Origin of the sequence: Protofrankia sp. Cas3, assembly GCF_963555955.1 — a bacterium.
In the GTDB taxonomy this organism is placed as follows: domain Bacteria; phylum Actinomycetota; class Actinomycetes; order Frankiales; family Frankiaceae; genus Protofrankia.
The window spans coordinates 1-14873 of sequence record NZ_CAUVXP010000145.1; the positions used below are offsets into that span (position 1 = coordinate 1).

The following is a 14873-nucleotide window of genomic DNA, read 5'->3' on the forward strand; positions in this document are numbered from 1 at the left end:
CGAGAAAGTCAAGAAGATCTCCGCATGGGCGGCGATCCTGTTCGCGCCGACCCTGGTCGGCACGGTGTACGGGATGAACTTCAGCGACATGCCGGAACTGCGCTGGGCCTACGGCTACCCCTTCGCGATGGCGCTCATGGTCGGCGTCTGCGTCATGCTCTACACGATCTTCCGCAGCCGGCGATGGCTGTGACCACACCGGCGCCCGCCTGTCCTGTCTGAACTCCCGCCTGAACACGTTGTCATGCCCTAGGGTCTGGGGCTTGTGACCTGGGCCGCGACACCCGTTGGGCGGGGGGCGCGCGCCGCGACGGTGGCGGCCCTGGCGCTCGGGCTTGCGGTCGTCGGCCACCGGGCGGCGTGCGGCCGGTTGCCGTCGGTGCCGGTCATGGGGCTTGGGGCGATGGTGACAGCCCGGGTCTGCTGGGGATCGACACAGGGTCGGATGTCCGCCTGGCGGCTTTCCGCCCTGGTGCTCGGCGTGCAGGCGGCGCTGCATCTCGCCTTTGCCGTCACCGAACCCACCGCCATGGCGAACGGTCTCGCCGGGGGCGCCTCCATCGACATCACCGATCTCACCCACAGCGGTGACATGGCGCTCCAGAGTGCCGCGCCGGGCGTGGACCTGCTGCCCGGTGGGCCCGCGATGGCGCTCGCGCACCTGCTGGCCGCGCTCGTCCTCGCGCTCTGGCTCGCTGTCGGGGAACGCCTTCTGTGGCGGGCGGCGCGGGGCACCGCGGCCGTCGCGCGCCGCGTCGCCGGCCGGCTGCTGCGGCACCGGATCGGGTTCGTCCGCCCGTGTGTCGTCCGCCCAGTCCAGCCCGTCCGGTGGCTGCGGCGGGCACCACGTCTCGTCCTGCTCTTCCATGTCGTCATCCGCAGGGGTCCACCGGTTCTCGTACCGGCCTGACCGGTTCGGCGGGCGTGATCGCCCAGACGGTGTCCATCCGCGTGTAATCCGCGTTCCGTCCCACCGGGTTCAGCCGTGCCTCATCGGTCCGTCGCGGGGTCGTGAGTCAGAGTGCACTGAGCTGATCTTCATGTGTGGGGCGTCGCCGTGGCATGTCCGCGTGACCTCATTCCTGTGCTGGAGACGCATGTGACCACTTTTGATCATCTTGGGCTGTCCCCGGACGAGCCCGTAACACCTCCTGCTCCTCCTGCTCCTCCTGCTCCTCCTGCTCCTCCCGTTCCCGTCTCTGTTGCTGTTCTTGCTCCAGCTCCTGCTTCTGCTTCTGCCGATGCCGGCGGCGCACGCCGCCTGCTGGTTCGGCTGCACTTCTACGCGGGCGTGCTGGTAGCGCCCTTTCTGGTGGTGGCCGCACTCACCGGGCTCGCCTACACCCTCACCCCGCAGCTCGACGAGCTGGTCTACGCCGACGAACTGCATGTCGAACGGGTCGGGACGAACCCGCGTCCGCTGGCCGAACAGGTCGTGGCGGCTCGGGCCGTTCATCCAGAGGGCAGCGTGGCCGCGGTGCTGCCCGCTGACGCAGCCGACCGGACGACCCGGGTCGTGCTTGACGTGCCCGGCCTCGGTGACGACAAGCAGCGCACCGTCTACGTCGATCCGTACACGGGCCAGGTGCGGGGAGCGCTGACCACCTGGTGGGGGAGCACCCCGCTGACCACATGGCTTGATGATCTGCACCGCAACCTGCATCTCGGCACGCTCGGGCGGAACTACTCCGAGGCGGCGGCGAGCTGGCTGTGGGTGGTGGTCGGCGGTGGTGTGGTGCTGTGGGTGCTACGGCGGCGCAGTGCCCGGCGGCTGCGCCGGGTTCTGCTGCCCGATCTTGCCGCGCGGGGTCGGCGGCGCACGATGGCCTGGCACGGCAGCATCGGGATCTGGCTCGTACTCGGCCTGTTGTTCCTGTCTGCGACGGGCTTGACGTGGTCGCGGAATGCCGGAGCGCACTTCAGTTCGGCCCTGGACGCACTGCACGCCCACGCGCCGGAACTCGACACCACCCTGCCGGTGCCCGCCTCCAGCCCCGGCCCCGCCTCCAGCCCCGGCCCCGGCCCCGTCGCCGACCCACAGCATGCGGGCCATGTGATGACCGATGGCGGGACGACTCCTGCCGATTCGACGACCGACCACGGCGAAGCAGGCATCACCGGGCAGCTCGACCGGGTTCTCGCCACGGCGCGCGCAGGCGGACTGGACGGGCCGGTCGAGATCGACCTGCCCGCCGAGCCGGGCGTGGCCTGGAGCGTCGCCCAGACCGACAAGCTGTGGCCGGTACGGCTCAGCCAGGTCGCGATCGATCCGGCCGACGGCCGGATAGTCTCCCAGGCCGACTGGGCTGACTACCCGTTGCTCGCGAAACTCACCAAACTCGGGATCGCGGCGCACATGGGCCTGCTGTTCGGCCTGGCCAACCAGGTACTTCTCGCATCCCTGATGGTCGGCCTCCTGTGTGTGATCATCTGGGGTTATCGGATGTGGTGGCAGCGGCGGCCCCTGCGCGACGATCGGCGGGCGCCCGTCGGCCCGGCGCCGGCACGCGGCACCTGGCGCGGGCTGCCGCGGCCGGTACTCGTCGTCGGGGTCGTGCTCACCGCCGCTGTCGGCTGGGCACTGCCCGTCCTCGGCGTGACCCTGCTCGCCTTCCTCATGTTCGACGTGGCCGTCGGTGTCGTCCGGCGGACGCGGCAGCGCGGCGGCGCCACACCCGCCTGACGTCACACGGTCACCCGGCCCGGCCCGGCGTTACCGTCCAGGCCGGGCCGGGTGACCGCCACCGCCGTGATCGCGTTGATCGCGTTGATCGCGTAGCTCGGCGGCGGTGGGTAGGGCGTCGTAGGTGCCGGGACGGCTGATGGTCAGCGCCGCGGCGGCGTGGGCGTGCTGGACGGCGGTCGGCTGGTCGGCGCTGGTGAGCAGGTGCAGGGCGAGGACAGCGGTGAAGGCGTCGCTTCCGCCGGTTGTGTCGACGACGTCGGTCGGATGCGCGCTGTAGGTCTGGGCGTTCGCCGAGCTGGCACGGCGGTCACCGGTGCTCGTACCGGCGCTCGCGTCCCACAGGGTGCATCCGTTCGCGGCGAGGGTGACGCAGACGGTCGGCACGCCGAGCGTGCTCCCCAGGGCCTCGGCGAGTCCGTCAGCCTGCCCCGCGCGGGCGGGGTGGTGTTCGGGGAGCAGGGCGCGGGCTTCGGCTTCGTTCGGGATGATCATATCGACCTGCTGCCAGGGTAGGGCCCGGTATGCGGTCAGGTCGGCGGGCGACGGCGCGGGATTGACGATGACACGGGTGCCGGCGTCCCGGGCGATCGTGACGACCTGGCGGATGGCCTCGGCGGCTGCCTCGAAGGTGATGAGGACGGCGTCCGCATGGGCGATTTCCGCCTTCGCCCGGTAAACGGTCTCCGCACTGGCGATCATATTGTCGGCGATGCTCCACGTGGTGGCGTTCTGACCGTCGGGCCGGGTGAACACGACACAGACCGGGGTTGGCGCGTTCGGCTGGACGGTCAGATGGGCGGTGTCGATGCCCTCGGCGGTGAGCGTCGCGACAAGATCTCGTCCGACCGCGTCACCTCCCACGATCCCCACCGCCGTGACGTGGGCGCCGCCCCGCGCGAGGGTGACCGCCTGGTTGAGTGCCTTCCCACCGGGCGTCGTCCGGATCGCGTCGGCCTGGATGTGCTCGCCCCATCCGGGCAGCCGCGGTGTGCTGACCAGGCAGTCGGCGACGTAGGCGCCGACCACCACGAACCGCGGCGGATGCGTGCGGGCTGATCGGGCAGCTGGCCCGGCGGGCACCGGGGACGGCACGAGCGGGTCGGTCATGGCCGCCTTCCGTCGGGGAACCGGTGGCTCACCACCGGTGGGAGTGAGCGTGGACAGCCGTTGAGACTAACGTCGTCCGCCCGAACCGGTACGGGCCTCCTGCAAGCGAGTGCAACGGCGAACTCCTCGATCGAACAGGCCCTCGGCACACCGGCGGCCGATCCTGCAATACTCGGAGACGACCGGCTGCCCGGAGACGGGGACGACAGCCACGCGGAACAGGCACGGAACGGCCAGCTCGACGATCAGGCCAACCGGGTCGAAGCCGCAGGTCAGGAGGGCTCGCCTAGTGGCCGATGGCGGTGGTCTTGAAAACCACTAGGGGTGGCAACGCTCCTCGTGGGTTCGAATCCCACGCCCTCCGCTCCAACCAGTATCTTTGGCCTGAATCCGCAGGCCACGGTACTTTTGATCTTTCATTTTACGATCTTTCTGTACCTTGTGGATGTCCGGCTGTGGCCGACCTGGAGCGGCCGTCGGTGGCGATCCAGCGCCCGTCGGGGGAGAAGATCACTGTGTTCACGGGGTCGCCTTCCATCACGCTCTCGGGTATGCGGTCGAGCGGGGGTGGCTCGGCTCGAACCCGGTGGACGGTGACCAGCGGCGGGAGCCGGAGGTTGCCAAGACTGTGGACCGCCGGGTTGTCGCCGATCCGGCGCAGGTTCGGGATCTGCTCGCGGCCGTCGCCGGGCAGGGGACGACAGGTCGGCATCTCGTAGCCTCCTATGGCTGCATTTACTTCGCGGGTACCCGGCCGTCCGAGGGCCTGGCGCCGCGCGAGTCGGACTGCTTCCTGCCGACCGAAGGTTGGGGCCGCCTGGACCTGGCGGCCAACGAACCCCGTGCCGGGCATGGTTGGACGGATGACGCGGCGCCCCGTAAGCGGCGCGGGCTGAAGCGGCGGGTGAGAAGGAAACCCGCCCGGTACCGATCCCACCTGCGTACGTGCGGATGCTGCGCTGCCACATCGACAACTTCGGTGTCGGCATGGAAGGCCGGCTGGTCCGAACCGCGGCCGGTGGTGCCCCACAGGAGAGCACGTACACCCGCGCGTGGCGGAAGAGGCCCGAGAGAAGGCGCTCACACCGGAGCAGGCCGCGTCACCGCTCGCCCGGCGTCCCTACGACCTGCGCCACGCTGCGGTTTCCCTCATCTACAGATGTCCGCACCCATTGCAGTACTCCGGTCTCGGAGGGTTCAACTCCAACGGCCCGGCGTCAATCACCTGGCGCGTATATCTCGCTCACTTTCTTGCTCACTTTCTTGCGCGAAAGCTGTCAATGTCTGAGCGTACTCCGATTGCCGTGCCGGTACGGAGCGGCGTCGACGTGCTGCCGCTCTGGCACTCTGGTATTTTGTTAAATGGAGAGCGCTCCGCTGTCGCCAGGGATTCCAAGTTCGCTTAGGTACGTGATGCGAGCGTTGATGGCAGCCGAGAAGTGGCGCCAGTCGAGGCTTTTGACAAGCTCGACCGGCCGCGGATTGTGGGCCGACGAGGTGACATAGCAGACGGCGTCGTACAGGTTCTCTGCCATGAGTCGTTCACAGAAGATTGCGAATCTTTTCTGGTAGGAGGCTCCCTGTCAGCGGAAAGCCGGTTCTGGGTCTCTTTGACGCCCCAATAAGCAGCGATTGCTTCTTCGAAGTCCTCACGGGTTACGGTCAAGACTTCCCTCTCTCAGTCTGGCAGGCTAGACAGGCCGTAGACGCGCAGAGCAGCCTCTGTCGCGGCGTCGACGTCGCGACGATCGAATGCGTCGCGCAGCGCCGTACGATTCGCATCGTTGATCAGGTCGTGGCGAGGTACTCGGATTCGGCGGAGGTACTGGGCTTGGAATCGTAGGGTTCCGCCACGCATCTTGACCCCATATGCCGAGATGAATGCTTCGGCTACTCGTGAAAGCAGGAGCCCACCGAGAACCCTCAGGTCCCATGCATCCGAGACGATGTAGTAGAGGTTGTGATGGGGGTAGAATCCACCTCGATCTAGCACCGGGTGGATGATGGCTTTCATATCCGGAAAGAGGATCTTCGGCCTCTCGACGAGCCGGTGGTCGACCTTGTCGATGGTCTTGTACCAGCGAGTCGGCTGCTTCCTAGCGATGTGGCGCGCGCGCAGCTGGCCACTATGCTGACGGAAATACCGGTCGAGGCGAGGGTACTCGGCGAGATCGACCAGTCGCCCGTCGACGTTCCAGGGGTTAATGAGGTGTGTGCCTGTCCAAATGAACGAACCGCCTGTGATGTCGCGAACCATGGCCAAGGGGAGTAGGCGGTCGCCCTCGATGTCCACACGTTCCGACTCGTTGGTGATGAACACGCTGTCCGCACCCGTGGCGACCCCAATGCCTACACGAGTCCCAGTCGAGTCGTCCTCAAGATAGGGAAACCGATCGTTGAGGTCTTCTAGCATCGCGAGCCGCGCGGGTGAGGCTGCGGGCCAAGAGTCCGTGCCAGAAAACCAGTGGGGAAGGCGTGCGGCATGGAACGTCGGAGTACGGACGGAGGTCTCCCCCTCCGTCCCCGCCCAGTTCCGGAGAGACGCGGCTTCAGTAGCGTCGAAGGAGGACGTCGTATCAGCGGCGACGGCCGGCCCTTGGGGTGCGCTTTGGATAATCGTGATGGCCGGGTAAGCGGAGACCGCTTCGAGGAAGACGTCCACGTCATGCATGGTGAGGACGACTTCGACGTTGAAGGCGCGGCTGACGAGCTCGCGCAACTGGCTCCCGTACTGGTTTCGCATCCAGCGGTCCGCGCAGATGAAGCCGAGTCTCCCGCCAGGCTTTAGAATCTTCAAGCCGACTTCGTAGAAGCCGACGTAGATGTCCGCGCGCCCACCCATCGTGGGGCATGCCGCCCGATAGGCATTCATACGGACGTCGGGGACGTCCTCAAGACGGATGTACGGCGGGTTTCCAACGACAAAGTCGGCGTTTCGATACTCGTCCTGAAGGAGGAAGTCCCCCTGACGGATCCACGTCTCAGCCAGCTTCTCGGCGCTCGGGGCGTCCCAGCCTCGGTCGGCCATGAGCCGGATCGCGAGATCCCGGCTCGATCTCACGTTGCGGTCGAGGAGGTCGAAGGCACGCACGGCGTCGGCAGTGTCGAGCAGCGAGCGGCCGTGGACTTGGCATGAGGCGGTCAGTCGTTGAAGTATCGGCCCGACAAAGGCTCCGGCACCGCACGCGGGCTCCACGATCACGGTATTGGCGAGGTCCCTGTCTGGCGTGTAGCCAACCCAGTCCAAGATCAATTCGACGACCCAGTGCCGAGTGAACACTTCTCCATGCTCGATCGCCATCTGTAGCGAGTCGGATAGGGGCAGGGAGCCGAGCTCAAAGAGACCTTGGTGCACCACGCGCCGACGATAGCGTTGGGAGGAGTCGCCCGAGGCTGTGGGCATGACGTGCCACGCTGCAGATCACGCCCGCCTGCGATCGGTGACGGACTGAGGTCAGACGTCGCGAGGGACGGCGTGCCGGTCTGCCGGCGTCGAGGAGCAGAGGCGGTGTGGCCCGGGCGGGCGCTTGAACGGTCCGGCTCGTCGTGCCGCTGGGCCTGTTGCCAAGGTGCAAAAGGAGCCGGTAGGCGTTCCCGACCCTGCGAGGTGGCCACCGACTCTGCGGCCCGACGTTGCCCGCAGTGGCAACGTCGGGCCGTTCCTCTTTACGAACCACCGCGGACTCATCAAGGGCCGCGCTCCGATTGCCGGTTGGACCAGAACACGCCGATGAAGGTCGCTTCCCGGTACCAGGAAACAGCAAAGTTGACCTTTCCAGAGCCGGCAAGGTCAACTTTGGGCGGCCTGAGCGCATGGGGAGACCGCGGTCCGTTTCGCCACGCAACACGGGTCCGGGACGATGGGTTGCGGATCGTAGTAGGAGCCATACAGACCGGGCGTCAGCGTGCAGGTGCCCCGGCCGATGGTCCGTCGGGGCACCTGCACGTGGGCTATCTACTAATTCCCGGCTTAACGAAGCAAATATTACCAAAACCTACCTAAAGGGCGTGAACATCACCAACGCCTGGCTATACGAAGCGGACCTTACCAATGCGCAAAGACTGATACTCGGTTGTCGCGCCCCGGCGACTGGCATGCACAGCAACCGCCCTACGATGCCCCCACCGTTAACGACTCTGGGGGGATCGTGGGGAATCAGGGCTTACCGCCGTGGCAGCCGTCGGGCCGTCGCAACCAGCACCGACCGCAGCCGCGACCGCCACAAAGGCAGGCGTCCGCCTGGATCCGTCGCAACCCCTGGAAGTCCGCCGTCGGCGGCGTGATCGGCGTCTTCTTCCTTCTGGCCGCGATCGGTGCCGTACTGCCGGCACCGAAAACGACACCAACCGCCAGCGGCGTCACCGTGACTGCCTCGCCGAGTGCTTCACCGGTGGCGCCGGCGAGTCCGACGCTGGCACCGATTCGAACCGCTACAGCGCCGGTCGTTCCACCCAAGTCGGCGCCCACCCCGGCCGCGACGCAGCATCACACCACCGCGGTGCAGGCGCAGCTGGCGCAGGCGCAGCACGCCCAACAGCCCGCGCCCAGCCACTCGCCAGTACCGCCGCCAGCGCCGGCCAGTGCTCCACGGGCCCAGTCCGGTGCGAATGTCGTACACCCCGGCGCCTTCTGCGCCCCGGAAGGCGCTACCGGGGTCACCGACCGAGGTACGCCCATGGCCTGCGGAACCACTGCCGCCAGCCCTGACCGCGCCCGCTGGCACGCGGCCTGATCGTGGCAGTATGCACCGCCGTTGTTGGCGGCGATGCCACAGCTGATGCTCAGGAAAGATCCAGCTACTCGGGCGCCGGCTGAGCAGGTACGCGCTGGATTGGCAAAAGGCTGTGGCACGGCTCGCCAGCCGTGGATACCGCAGTCTGGCCGGACGTCCTGCCGCACATCTCCGTACCGGGCGCTTGGCACCGGCCGGGTGTCGTCCTTGGCGCGGTGGGAAAATCGCCCTCATGAGCGAAGCGGGCGTGCGGGTCGATGCACGGAGCGCACATGTTCGGCGTGTTGACAAGACTCCAGCTGCGATCCGGGCTGCTCTGCCTGCTGACCTACAGTCGGCGTTTGACACCGACTTCCGCACGGCACTGGCCACCGTGGCGGACACCTTGGACATGGCACCGCTCGACCGGGTGCTGCGAGTCTGGTGGACCGAAGCCCTGCTGTGCCTCAACCCCGAAGTGCAGACCGAGATTGAGGACACCCGCCGGCGCATCGCGGCCGGCGACCCCACCGTGTTCGGGGCGACCACGACCTACCCGTACGCCCGCCAGCGGTCGTGTAGCGCGTTGCCTCTACCGCTTTGCTGTCATTAATGCGCCAGCCGCGAGACACGTGGTTCGCATCCATCCACGAGACCCCACAATCAAGATTTTCAGGGGTCTCGTAGGCTGCCCCCCACTGCATACTGAAAGGGGGATTTATGGGGGATCAGGGCGTATCGCCGTGGCAGCCGCCGGGCGGTGGAAACCGGCACCGCCCACCCCCGCGGTCCGCACGACCGTCCCGAGACCGGGCAGCCGTTTGGATCCGTCGCAATCCCAGGAAGGCTGTCATCGCAGGCGCGGTAGGTGTCTTCCTGTCCCTGGCTGCGATCGGGGCCGTACTGCCGGCGCCGATGACGACCCAGACCGCCAGCGGCAGCACTATGACAGCCTCGCCGAGCGCCTTACCGGCGATCTCGGCACTGCCGCCGGTGCCCGTGTCAACGACACCGATATCGGCGCCAGTGCCGGCGCCGATCCAAACCAGTGCAGCCCTGGCGATGCCTGTACCAACCACGCCGCCATCCGCACCAGCGCCGCCGCCGGCATCCCCGGCGGAGCATCTTCCCGGGTTTGGTGCCACGCAGGCAGACTGGAACGCCCACCACACGATGGACACCCACGGCAACACCCCGGTCAACTGTTGCTACAACCCGGATCGGACGCTCGGGCTGGGAGACGACGGCCTGCCTTTCGATACCTACTACGCTGTGAACTACATAGACGACTGGGTGAGCTTCTACGACATGCGGTTGCCGTTTGTGCCGATCAGCGTGGCGAATACCCGGGTGCTCGCCGAGCTGCCCAGCGACGCTCGGGTGCTGTGGACCCGAACCCACGACACCTGCCGGCAGTCGGAGTTCATCAGCCCCACCCTGGCCCGTCTCCATGTAGGCAGCGGGCAGGTCTTCGTCAGCGTCAGTAGCGACGAGAGCAACGGCGGCGAGGCGTTCTACGACCCGAAGCGCGTGGACACGGCGACCTTCATGCTCGGCTCATCCTCGGATCCGAACGACGAGCCGGGATGCTGATGGCGCTGTCGCGCCCCGACCGGAACCCGCCCATCCTTCATCTATGGCGGCGAGAGCGAATCGGCGCTGCGCGGGCGGATGACGGGCGGATGTGGTGTCACCGCTTGAACACATCCCTGTTTACGCTGGTCAACGCCATGATCTGCGGGGGCGGCAAGCCCGCTTGAAAACCGCTAGGGGCGGCAACGCTCCTCGTGGGTTCGAATCCCACGCCCTCCGCTCTAACCAGCAAGAACCGCTGGTAGACGGCATGATCCGGTTCGTATTAGTGATCAAATACACTCGGTATGAGTTCCCGGCCGTTCCCGACCACTCGCGAGTGTCCATGGACATGGCGTGGACACGATCACGACGGGTCCGTCGAGTTGTCCAGCCGCAACGCGGTGGCGATCCGGAGCCGCGCGGGCTCATCCGGACCGACGATGCACGTGGCAAGTGGGGAGGCGAACTCCGCCGGGGTCAGCGCCAGCCGCCGGGCATCTCGCCACACCTCTCCGTACCGGGCGCCCGGTACTGGCCCGCCTCGTCCCTCGTCAGAAGAGGCGCGGAGTAGGGCCGGCGCGTGCACCAACACCCACCACCGAAAGGATCACCCATGTTCGAGGATCGCACCCGCAAGCCCGACCTCACTGGCTTCGAGCCCGACGCCGTCACCTGGCAGACGTCCAGCTTCTCCAACGGTGCCGGGGGCATGTGCGTCGAAGCAGCAGCGCACGACGGCGGGGTTGTCGTCCGCGACTCCAAGAGCCCGGGCGGACCCGTGCTGTCGTTTTCCCGCGCCGAGTGGGCCGCGTTCGTCGACGGCGTCGAACGCGGCGAAATGCGCTTCTGAGCTGATCCGCATCATCTCGGGCACTCACCGCGTTCTCTCCACTGCGGTGGGTGCCAGGAGCTGTAACTGGACGAGCACCGGTTTACCCTAGGTCCGCAACCTAACGAACACGGAAGGTGCGTGCAATGGCGTGGAACAAGCGGGGCAGCACCGGCGGCGGCGCGAGCACCGGCCGAGACGGCGTCAAACGTGGCGGTAAGGATGCCACCGCAAAGACGAACGTCAGCGAAGTTGAATTCGCCGACTGCCCGACGTGCAACGGCACCGGAAAGGTCATCTTCGACAGGGTTGAGACGGACGAAGAAGGCAACTTCAGCGGCACACAGGAACGGAAGTGCAGCGCCTGCGCCGGCGGCGGGAAGGTCAAGAAGAAGTAATGGCGGACGACCCGACGCCCGGCGAGACGCCGGTCGTCCCAATGCTGGCTCTGGTGGCCTGCAACAAGTGCCGTCGCCGTCGCGGCGCCCAGTTGCACGCCACGGGCAGCGTGGAGCCGATCCCCGAGACGGGGACCTGCCCACACGGCAAGCCACTGCGGACGATATGGGCGGCGGGTTATGGGCCGGGCTCGGAGCCGCCGGCCGGGTCGGGATGGGACACCCGGCCGCCGGTGTAGGGGTCGCCGTGAGGCCTGCTCGTCACCGCAGCTGTCCGGTCGTCTGCATGACCGGGGTTCGGCTCTCACGGGGGGCCGGACCGCTTGCTGTTCCAGGCGCGCTGGTGGGCCTCGACTAGGGCGGATGCCGCGCGACCGTATCGTCGAAGTCCTCGGCCCATCCGCACTGTCTGATGATCAAAAGTCTGCGGCTGAAGAAGAATCTGATGGCGACCGGGAGCAGAGGGAATCGGAATCAGGTAGTCCGTAGTTTGCTCGCGATCATCCGTGGACGTCCGCATACATCCATCGAACATCGCGACCCTGGGATGATCGTACGCAGCTGTCCCCCGTAGTCCGGGCTCGTCCGCCGGTCTGGCTGCCAGATCGGGCAGTCAGACGCTGCCTCGAACAGGTTGGCAGGTCCACGGCTGACGAAGTTTCTGGTGGTGTCGTCAAGGGCGTTCGGGGCTGCCGGTGGCTGCAGCGGTAGCTGGTTCGGGGCTGGACGGTGGCATGGGATCCGTGTGGGAGGCGCTCGATGAGACGCTGGACGTGTTCGTAGCGCTTAAAGAGATCAACATTCAGAGCGGGCATTCCGCCGCCGACCGACGCGAGCTCATCGCCCGGGCGAAGGGAACTCACGTGGCAGATCCGACTAGCGACACCGACACCGACACCGCCCCGACCGTCCGCGCCGATTTCCGCGCCGGTCCGGACGAGGACCTCGTCACTGTCTTGAACCGTAGCCGGGGCGAGCTGGCCGCGCGCATGGGCATCACGGTCGTCGAAGCCGGTCCGGACCGGGTCGTCGCGACGATGCCGGTGGAGGGCAACCGCCAGCCATACGGGCTGCTGCACGGGGGCGCATCCGTGGTGCTCGCCGAAACGGTTGGTTCGTTCGCGGCGGCGATCTCGCCCGCCGCGGCCGGCCGGGCGGCGGTGGGCATCGAAATCAACGCGGCCCACCACCGGGCCGCGCGGTCGGGCACGGTGACGGCGACGGCCACCGCGATCCAGGTCGGTGCCACGCTCGCCACCTACGACATTCGGATCGTCGACGAGTCCGGTCGCCCTGTGTGCACATCGCGGCTGACTTGCCTGCTTCGCGACGCTCCACCCGGAGCCGGGAACTGAATCGTGTAGCCGAGCCGGCGGACGTCTACGGACGTTGGCGGACGACGATGGAATCGGCGTCCAGGGCCCGGCGAGACGGGATCTATAACATCAGCGATGTTGATTATCGCAGACATGACGTCTTCGGTGCGGGAACAGGCGCGTGTCAGTCCTCGATCTCGACGCCGTAGACGCGGGCCAGTTCGGCGAGTCCGTGGTCATAGCCCTGGCCGACGGCACGGAAACGCCAGGCGTCTGCCCGCCGGTAGATCTCGACGAGTATCAGGGTTCGCTCGGTGGTGGCGGCGTCCAGGGTGGCACGCAGCCACGTTGCCGCGTCCGGTGTCTGAGCGCTGATTTCGACCGGTCCGATTTCGCCGAACGTCCGGGATCCGTCGAGAGCCGCCGCAATAATGATCTTTCGTGTGTCGTTCGGTACGGCGGCGAGGTCCACGGTGATGGCTTGTTCCGCCGGACCGTCGACGTTGAGCACAGCTGCTCCGCCGGCAGCCTGCGGCTGGTTGTAGAACACAAAGTCCTCGTCGGCCCCGACCAGATCGTCGTCACCGACGAGGAACGCGACGACGTCGACATCGCAGGCGTCCCAGGACCAGGTGGCGGCGATGGTCCATTGCGTGCCGGCGACGGCCGTCGGTAGATCCTGGACGCCGCCGCAGGGTAATACCCGTCCGGTAGCCGCCCGGCTGGACGACGACCGAGGTGACCGGGGCGTCGCGCCGGCAGAAAGCAGCGCGTCGGGCTCGGTCCCGCCGGTGGCCGGTGGGAGGGACAGGCTGTCCGGAAGGGACCGGCTGGCGGCGATGTCGCGCAGGAATGTTTCGGCAGGCACGACGGGGATGCCGAGGTGTCGGATGCGGGGCATGCGGCGGTCTTGCTCGCCGCCGTCCAGGCAGACGGTGAGGGCGAGACTGGCGGTGACGTTCACGGCAGGGATACCGCGGAAGGCCGTGATGCGTTCCCGGAGCTGCGTGGCCGTGGCGTATGGCTCGCCGAGTACAAGTATGCGACGGCCTGCAAAGGGGTGGGACGTATGCGTCGCAGTCGCAGTCGGGTTCGGGTTCGGGTTCGAGGTCAGCACCGACCCGATGTCGGGGGCGGTCTGTTCGCGGAGCCGGCCGGGGCGGACATCGCTGAGCAGGCGCAGGAAGATCTGTTCGTCGAGCACTGTCGTGCCGTGCGCCAGCGCGGCACGGGCTTTGGCAGTCCCGCTGCGGATGTTGTTGGTGACGACAGCGCTGGTCCGGCGGCTGACCGCGCTGGTGACGTGTAAGCCGGCGGTCGTGGCCTCCTCGGCGAGTGTGTCGCGGCTCGTGATGGAGTCACCGGTGAAGGCAACCTGCATGCCCTGGATGAGTGGCCCGTCGGCGGCGAGTGGCCCCGGATTGACGTAGCGGCAGCGTGGTTTCCGTCCGGTCGTCCGGTCGTGGGCGGGCCGGATCGTTGCGTCGTCGCGTGGTGTGCCGCAGGGAGTGAGGGGCAGGTCCAGATACTGGCCGGCGGCATGTTCCAACGCCTGCGGTAGCAGTGCGGCAAGGACGTCGGCGTCGTCGACGGCATCGTGGGCTCGGCGTTGGACAACCCCCCAGTGGTCGGCCAACGTAGCCAATTTCAGGTTCGGCAGGTCGAGATCGAGCCGACGGGCGAGAACCCGGGTGCACAGCCGCCACTCGACAGGGAGACGGATACCTATCCGCATTGCCTCGGTGGCAAGCATCTGCCAGTCGAAAACCGCGTTATGCGCGACGAAGATCCGGTCGTCGAGCAGCGGCAGCAGGGAGTCGACGATCCGATCGAAGGTGGGGCTGCCGGCCAACCGTTCGCGGGTGAGCCCGTGGATGTGAACCGGCCCGGGGTCGCATCCCGGGTTGAGCAGGGTCGACCATCGCCGTTCCACCGTGCCGTCGGACGCCACGTGCACTACGGCTATCGAGAGCACCCGGCTGCGTTGTGCCACCAGCCCGGAGGTCTCCACGTCCACCACCGCGTAGCGGTGGGGATAGGCGGCGGCGATGGTCGACGGTTGACGTAATGAGGCGGTCACGGCGTCAGATCATCCCGTATGGGACCGACGCACTGCGCCGCGGGTACCGATGATCGGAAACGATCCGACACGAAGGCGATGTCCGAGTTGTCGGATCACCCGCGTGCCGCTGGCGGTCCGGTGGGTGCACGGATGGATCCTGTGGCGGTCGGACTGACACGTGCATTCCG

Annotated in this window: 15 protein-coding genes, 2 tRNA genes and 1 pseudogene; 12 read left to right on the plus strand and 6 right to left on the minus strand. The window is 67.3% G+C overall.

Going from position 1 to position 14873, the window contains the following annotated elements:
• From U9983_RS21660 to U9983_RS21670, 3 genes are all read left to right on the plus strand, one after another.
• The coding region (locus U9983_RS21660) for a CorA family divalent cation transporter (RefSeq protein ID WP_322755783.1) at positions 1 to 193 on the plus strand (193 nt) is incomplete at its 5' end.
• Positions 194 to 265: 72 nt separating this feature from the next.
• A complete protein-coding gene (locus tag U9983_RS21665; protein ID WP_322755784.1) occupies positions 266 to 910 on the plus strand; it encodes a hypothetical protein in 645 nt (214 codons plus the stop codon).
• Between the two features lie 189 nt (positions 911 to 1099).
• On the plus strand, positions 1100 to 2683 hold the full coding sequence (locus tag U9983_RS21670; RefSeq protein WP_322755785.1) for a PepSY domain-containing protein: 1584 nt from the start codon (positions 1100 to 1102) through the stop codon (positions 2681 to 2683).
• 30 nt (positions 2684 to 2713) lie between these two features.
• Here U9983_RS21670 and U9983_RS21675 read toward each other — a convergent pair whose 3' ends face one another.
• Positions 2714 to 3793 (minus strand): PfkB family carbohydrate kinase, encoded by a 1080-nt coding sequence (locus U9983_RS21675; protein ID WP_322755786.1) that lies wholly within the window; start codon positions 3791 to 3793, stop codon positions 2714 to 2716.
• Positions 3794 to 4068: 275 nt separating this feature from the next.
• On the opposite strand from U9983_RS21675, the gene U9983_RS21680 reads away from it, so the two are divergent.
• Positions 4069 to 4157: transfer RNA gene (locus U9983_RS21680), tRNA-Ser, on the plus strand.
• Between the two features lie 57 nt (positions 4158 to 4214).
• Here U9983_RS21680 and U9983_RS21685 read toward each other — a convergent pair.
• From U9983_RS21685 to U9983_RS21690, 3 genes and pseudogenes are all read right to left on the minus strand, one after another.
• On the minus strand, positions 4215 to 4505 hold the full coding sequence (locus U9983_RS21685; protein WP_322755787.1) for a hypothetical protein: 291 nt from the start codon (positions 4503 to 4505) through the stop codon (positions 4215 to 4217).
• Positions 4506 to 5151: 646 nt separating this feature from the next.
• Positions 5152 to 5364, minus strand: a pseudogene (locus U9983_RS28025) (type II site-specific deoxyribonuclease); the annotation flags it as partial.
• Positions 5365 to 5471: 107 nt separating this feature from the next.
• Positions 5472 to 7196, minus strand: coding sequence for an Eco57I restriction-modification methylase domain-containing protein (locus U9983_RS21690; RefSeq protein ID WP_322755788.1), 1725 nt, complete (start codon positions 7194 to 7196; stop codon positions 5472 to 5474).
• Positions 7197 to 7606: 410 nt separating this feature from the next.
• Here U9983_RS21690 and U9983_RS28030 point away from each other — a divergent pair, with 410 nt between their 5' ends.
• The 4 genes from U9983_RS28030 (at position 7607) to U9983_RS21705 (ending at position 10319) form a co-directional block, all read left to right on the plus strand.
• Positions 7607 to 8077, plus strand: a complete 471-nt coding sequence (locus U9983_RS28030) for a pentapeptide repeat-containing protein (protein ID WP_416211472.1) — start codon at positions 7607 to 7609, stop codon at positions 8075 to 8077.
• Positions 8078 to 8758: 681 nt separating this feature from the next.
• On the plus strand, positions 8759 to 9118 hold the full coding sequence (locus U9983_RS21695; RefSeq protein ID WP_322755789.1) for a DUF6247 family protein: 360 nt from the start codon (positions 8759 to 8761) through the stop codon (positions 9116 to 9118).
• Positions 9119 to 9567: 449 nt separating this feature from the next.
• On the plus strand, positions 9568 to 10098 hold the full coding sequence (locus U9983_RS21700; protein ID WP_322755790.1) for a hypothetical protein: 531 nt from the start codon (positions 9568 to 9570) through the stop codon (positions 10096 to 10098).
• Positions 10099 to 10242: 144 nt separating this feature from the next.
• A tRNA-Phe gene (locus U9983_RS21705) sits at positions 10243 to 10319 on the plus strand.
• A gap of 125 nt (positions 10320 to 10444) precedes the next feature.
• On the opposite strand, the gene U9983_RS21710 is transcribed toward U9983_RS21705, so the two are convergent.
• On the minus strand, positions 10445 to 10666 hold the full coding sequence (locus U9983_RS21710; protein WP_322755791.1) for a hypothetical protein: 222 nt from the start codon (positions 10664 to 10666) through the stop codon (positions 10445 to 10447).
• A gap of 27 nt (positions 10667 to 10693) precedes the next feature.
• Between U9983_RS21710 and U9983_RS21715 the strand changes: the two genes are divergently transcribed.
• The 4 genes from U9983_RS21715 to U9983_RS28035 all read left to right on the plus strand — a co-directional run bounded on the left by U9983_RS21715 (position 10694) and on the right by U9983_RS28035 (position 12662).
• Positions 10694 to 10930, plus strand: a complete 237-nt coding sequence (locus U9983_RS21715) for a DUF397 domain-containing protein (RefSeq protein ID WP_322755792.1) — start codon at positions 10694 to 10696, stop codon at positions 10928 to 10930.
• Positions 10931 to 11055: 125 nt separating this feature from the next.
• Complete coding sequence (locus U9983_RS21720) at positions 11056 to 11307, plus strand: hypothetical protein (protein ID WP_322751614.1); 252 nt, start codon at positions 11056 to 11058, stop codon at positions 11305 to 11307.
• Entirely contained in the window at positions 11307 to 11546 is a 240-nt protein-coding gene (locus tag U9983_RS21725; protein WP_322755793.1) for a hypothetical protein, read from the plus strand. Before U9983_RS21720 ends, U9983_RS21725 begins: the two co-directional genes overlap by 1 nt.
• A gap of 717 nt (positions 11547 to 12263) precedes the next feature.
• Positions 12264 to 12662: a PaaI family thioesterase gene (locus tag U9983_RS28035; RefSeq protein WP_416211473.1), complete on the plus strand. Its 399-nt coding sequence runs from the start codon at positions 12264 to 12266 to the stop codon at positions 12660 to 12662.
• Between the two features lie 145 nt (positions 12663 to 12807).
• Here the strand turns inward: U9983_RS28035 and U9983_RS21735 are convergent, their stop codons facing one another.
• Positions 12808 to 14703 carry a DEDDh family exonuclease gene (locus tag U9983_RS21735; RefSeq protein WP_322755795.1) on the minus strand — a complete coding sequence of 632 codons (1896 nt, stop codon included), beginning with the start codon at positions 14701 to 14703 and terminating at the stop codon, positions 12808 to 12810.
• Positions 14704 to 14873 lie beyond the last annotated feature (170 nt).

Coding starts and splice junctions, on each gene's coding strand:
- U9983_RS28030 (WP_416211472.1), top strand. CDS start 7,607: ATGGGGAGACCGCGGTCCGTTTCGCCACGCAACACGGGTCCGGGACGA.
- U9983_RS21695 (WP_322755789.1), top strand. CDS start 8,759: ATGAGCGAAGCGGGCGTGCGGGTCGATGCACGGAGCGCACATGTTCGG.
- U9983_RS21675 (WP_322755786.1), bottom strand. CDS start 3,793: ATGACCGACCCGCTCGTGCCGTCCCCGGTGCCCGCCGGGCCAGCTGCC.
- U9983_RS21715 (WP_322755792.1), top strand. CDS start 10,694: ATGTTCGAGGATCGCACCCGCAAGCCCGACCTCACTGGCTTCGAGCCC.
- U9983_RS21685 (WP_322755787.1), bottom strand. CDS start 4,505: ATGCCGACCTGTCGTCCCCTGCCCGGCGACGGCCGCGAGCAGATCCCG.
- U9983_RS21725 (WP_322755793.1), top strand. CDS start 11,307: ATGGCGGACGACCCGACGCCCGGCGAGACGCCGGTCGTCCCAATGCTG.
- U9983_RS21720 (WP_322751614.1), top strand. CDS start 11,056: ATGGCGTGGAACAAGCGGGGCAGCACCGGCGGCGGCGCGAGCACCGGC.
- U9983_RS21700 (WP_322755790.1), top strand. CDS start 9,568: ATGCCTGTACCAACCACGCCGCCATCCGCACCAGCGCCGCCGCCGGCA.
- U9983_RS21690 (WP_322755788.1), bottom strand. CDS start 7,196: ATGCCCACAGCCTCGGGCGACTCCTCCCAACGCTATCGTCGGCGCGTG.